At 74.3% G+C, this 3,572-nt stretch carries 6 protein-coding genes; 4 read left to right on the top strand and 2 right to left on the bottom strand.

Annotated features, from left to right (window positions below):
* The coding region (locus B277_RS16225) for a LysM peptidoglycan-binding domain-containing protein (RefSeq protein ID WP_156811801.1) at nt 1-486 on the bottom strand (486 nt) is incomplete at its 3' end.
* A 388-nt stretch (nt 487-874) separates the two neighbouring features.
* Between B277_RS16225 and B277_RS13980 the strand changes: the two genes are divergently transcribed.
* A complete protein-coding gene (locus B277_RS13980) occupies nt 875-1,228 on the top strand; it encodes an Rv2175c family DNA-binding protein (RefSeq protein WP_007929394.1) in 354 nt (117 codons plus the stop codon).
* A 48-nt stretch (nt 1,229-1,276) separates the two neighbouring features.
* Here the strand turns inward: B277_RS13980 and B277_RS13975 are convergent, their stop codons facing one another.
* Nucleotides 1,277-2,362: a polyprenyl synthetase family protein gene (locus B277_RS13975; RefSeq protein WP_007929388.1), complete on the bottom strand. Its 1,086-nt coding sequence runs from the start codon at nt 2,360-2,362 to the stop codon at nt 1,277-1,279.
* 87 nt (nt 2,363-2,449) lie between these two features.
* Between B277_RS13975 and B277_RS20390 the strand changes: the two genes are divergently transcribed.
* The 3 genes from B277_RS20390 to B277_RS13960 all read left to right on the top strand — a co-directional run.
* A complete protein-coding gene (locus B277_RS20390) occupies nt 2,450-2,815 on the top strand; it encodes a DUF6504 family protein (protein WP_420795275.1) in 366 nt (121 codons plus the stop codon).
* A 10-nt stretch (nt 2,816-2,825) separates the two neighbouring features.
* Nucleotides 2,826-3,344 carry an SAV_6107 family HEPN domain-containing protein gene (locus B277_RS16215; protein WP_128277127.1) on the top strand — a complete coding sequence of 173 codons (519 nt, stop codon included), beginning with the start codon at nt 2,826-2,828 and terminating at the stop codon, nt 3,342-3,344.
* The coding region (locus B277_RS13960; RefSeq protein WP_007929381.1) for a PHP domain-containing protein at nt 3,341-3,572 on the top strand (232 nt) is incomplete at its 3' end. The genes B277_RS16215 and B277_RS13960, both read left to right, overlap by 4 nt.

Below are 3,572 nucleotides of genomic sequence, written 5' to 3'. Positions count from 1 at the left end.
GTCGTCGGAGTAGGTTGTGCGACCGGCGAAGGTGTTGCGCTGGGTGGCCGTGGGCTTGGTGGTCGCGGGCTTGCTCGACGCAGGCGTGCTCGACGCCGTGCCGGTGACCTTGAGCGTGGTGCCGGGGTGGATGAACTCGCCGCTGGCGACGTGGTTGAGCTTGGCCAGGCGGGTCACCGACATGTCGTGACGGGCGGCGATGCCGGTGAGGGTCTCGCCGGAGCGGACCGTGTGCGTCGTGGTGGTGCGGCCGGTGGTGGCGCGCTTGGCGGGCTTGACGGCGGTGCCGGTGACCCGCAGCGTGTCGCCGGGGTGGATGAAGCCACCACCGAGGCCGTTGAGGGAGCGCAGCCGCTCGACGCTCATGTGGTGGCGGGCCGCGACACCGGTCAGCGTGTCGCCGCTGCGCACGACGTACGTGCGGGTGGCCCCCGAGCGGGCCGGCTTGGCCGACGAAGGGGAGGACCCGCCGGAGCGAGCCGGCACCGTCAGGCGCTGGCCGGGGTGGATGAAGTCGCCGGAGGAGAGGTGGTTGCGCGAGAGGAGGGCGGCCGGGGGAGACGCGGTAGCGGGCGGCGATGTCGTAGATCGTCTCGCCGTCGCGGACGGTGTGGTGGCGCGTGCCCTGGGAGGCGGTGGCCTGCGTGATCGTCTCGGTGGTCAGGTCGAGGGCCGGGACCACGGGAGTGGCCGGGACGGGGACGATGAGCGGAAGGACCATGTGGGGGACTCCGATGTCGGGGGCGCAGGGGACGCCCTGGCTGCGGGAGGTCGGCACCGCCTGTGGTGCCTGTGACGCGTGTGACGTATGTGGTTTCGCCGTCGACCGTACCGAAGGTGAGAGCGCCGCGCGCGCTCTGCCACACTGACCGGCGTGACCAACACCCCTGATCTCGCCCTCTGGCTGCCCCTCCCCGACGTCGCCGAGCGCCTCGGCGTGCGTCTGTCCGACGTGCGGAGGATGGTCGACGAGCGGCAGCTGATCGCCCTGCGTCGCGGGGAGCGCAAGGTGCTGTCGGTGCCCGCAGCCTTCCTCGGCGAGAGCGAGCCCTTGCCGGAGCTCGCGGGGACCTTCACGGTCCTGGCGGATGCCGCCTTCTCCGACGAGGAGATCGTCGAGTGGATGTTTGCCCGCGACGAGAGCCTGCCCGGTGGCCCGACGCCGATCGAGGCGATCCGCGCGGGGTTCAAGACCGAGGTGCGGCGCCGCGCGATGGAGGAGGCCTGAGGCCCGTGGCGCGGCGCACCGTGCGTCGCGCAACCGGGCCGGCGCGGCTCAGGTGCTGCGGGCCGTCGTCAGGTCGATGAGCTCGTCGAGCACCCGTCGGGCGGGCTCGGCGACGCCCGTCGCCTCAGCGAGCGCGGCCCGAGCGGTCTCGGCCCCGTGGCTGATGTCGGCCTCGACGCCCTCGAGCGCGCCGGTGTCGACGATGAGCGCGCGGAAGGAGTCGACCTCGCTGCTCGTCAGGTCGGGCGCGCCGAGCCACTGGTCGACCCGCGTCGTCGACACGTCGTCGGCGCCGGCGAGGGTGCGGGCGATGAGCACGGTGCGCTTGCCCTCGCGCAGGTCGTCGCCGGCCGGCTTGCCCGTGACGTCCGGGTCGCCGAAGACGCCGAGCACGTCGTCGCGCAGCTGGAAGGCCACGCCGAGCGCCACCCCGTAGCGGGAGAGCGCCGCGAGGTCGCTCGGGCCGAGCCCGCCGGCCGTGGCGCCGATGAGGAGGGGGTGCTCGATCGAGTACTTGGCGCTCTTGTAGGTGATGACGTGGCGGGCCTGGTCGACCCGTGCGTCGTCGGCGAGCTGGTGCCAGGGGCGCATCGAGGTGACGATGTCGAGGAACTGACCGGCCATGAGCTGGCCGCGCATCCGCTCGAAGGCGGGGCGTGCGGCGGCGAGTGCCTCGGGCGGCAGCCCCGAGCCGGCGTAGAGGTCGTCGCACCAGCCGAGGCAGAGGTTGCCGGCGAGGATCGCCCCGGCGACGCCGAAGTGGTCGGGGTCGCCGTGCCAGGCGCGCTCGGCGTGGGCGCGGGAGAGGGCCCGGTGCGTCGCGGGCTGGCCGCGGCGGGTCTCGCTGTCGTCCATGACGTCGTCGTGGATGAGTGCAGCGGCCTGGAAGAGCTCCATGGAGGCGGCGAGCGAGATCGCGCCCTCGTGGTCGTCGCGGCCGGCGGCGCGCCAGCCCCAGTAGGCGAAGCCGGCCCGCAGGCGCTTGCCGCCCCGCAGGAGGGTGCGCACAGGAGTGGTCAGGTCGGCGACCTCGGGGCCGACCTCGGCGAGCTCGACCTCCCAGCGGTCCAGCTCGGCGTCGATGCGGTCCTGGACCCGCGAGCGCAGGTCGTCCAGGTCCAGCGGGTGCGGCACGTCGGCTCCAGGTGGCGAAGGGGGTGTCGGTGTCCCGTGCTCGGATCACGGGATCGCGACCAGCCTACGTCGACCGGGGTTGACGCGATGTCCGCCCCCCGGGCTACTGTGTTCGAACAGGTGTTCGAGTGGAGGGAGCGGTCATGGTCAGGGTCGTCGAGGAGCCCATCGAGGTGCGCGTGGGGGGTGCATCGCCGGAGCAGTTCCTGTGGCGGGGGGCGGCTCTACCGGGTGATGGAGGTCGTCGACCACTGGGAGGAGCGGTGCGCGTGGTGGCGCGGGGCCGACCGGCCGCTCGCCCAGGTCCCGCTGACCCGGCAGGTCTGGCGGGTCAGTGCCCAGCGCGGCCGCAGCAGCACCCCGGGGGTCTACGACCTGGGCGTCGACGCGTCGGACGAGGCCACCCCGGGTGGGGGCGCCCCCGGCTGGCTGCTCCTGCGGACCCAGGACTGAGGTGGCGATGATGGGTGCTCTGCCCGTGCTCGACCCCGATCGTCTCGATGCCGCGCTCGACCTGCTCGCCGCAGCCGGCGAGAGCCTGGCCGCGGCCCACATGGCCGCCTCCGTGGCCGGTCGCAGCGCCGGTACCAAGCTGGCCGTCCTGCGGGCGGCGGCTGCGGTGCTCTCGGTGCGCGGTCGTTCGCCGGGGGCCGCCCGGGGACACGGTCCGGTCGACGTGTGGCACCTGCTGCCGCGGGTCGCGCCCGAGCTGACCGAGTGGGCGGACTTCTTCGCGACCGTCCTGCCCGAAGGGGGCTCCCGCCCCGGCCACGGGGCGTCCGGGCCGATGTCGGTCCGGGAGGTCGACGACCTGCTCCGCCAAGGGGAGGACTTCGTGCGGATCGTCTCCGGCGTGCTCGGGCTGCCCCCGGTCCGGGTCGTCGGGGAGCTGGCCGCGATCCCCCCTTCGCGCGACCTCGCAGCGCACGACCTCGCAGCGCACGACCTCGAGGACGCGCGGCGAAGGGGTGGTGCCGGGTGACCTTCGCCCACCTGCACGTGGCCTCGGGGTTCTCCCTTCGCCACGGCACGACGACACCGGAGGACCTCGTGGCCCGGGCCGCGGAGCTCGGGCAGCCGGCACTCGCCCTCACCGACCGCGACGGGCTCTACGGGGCGGTGCGCTTCGTCCGGGCCGCGACCGCGGCCGGCATCGCGCCCGTGCTCGGGGTCGACCTCGCGGTCGACGGCGGCGGGCGCGCCCCCGAGC

The organism is Janibacter hoylei PVAS-1 (genome assembly GCF_000297495.1).
In the GTDB taxonomy this organism is placed as follows: domain Bacteria; phylum Actinomycetota; class Actinomycetes; order Actinomycetales; family Dermatophilaceae; genus Janibacter; species Janibacter hoylei.
This window is presented reverse-complemented; position numbering and strand designations above follow the sequence as displayed.

Bases quoted from the DNA above. Each gene is read 5' to 3' on its own strand.
- B277_RS20390 (WP_420795275.1), top strand. From the start codon at position 2,450: ATGTCCGCCCCCCGGGCTACTGTGTTCGAACAGGTGTTCGAGTGGAGG.
- B277_RS16215 (WP_128277127.1), top strand. From the start codon at position 2,826: ATGGGTGCTCTGCCCGTGCTCGACCCCGATCGTCTCGATGCCGCGCTC.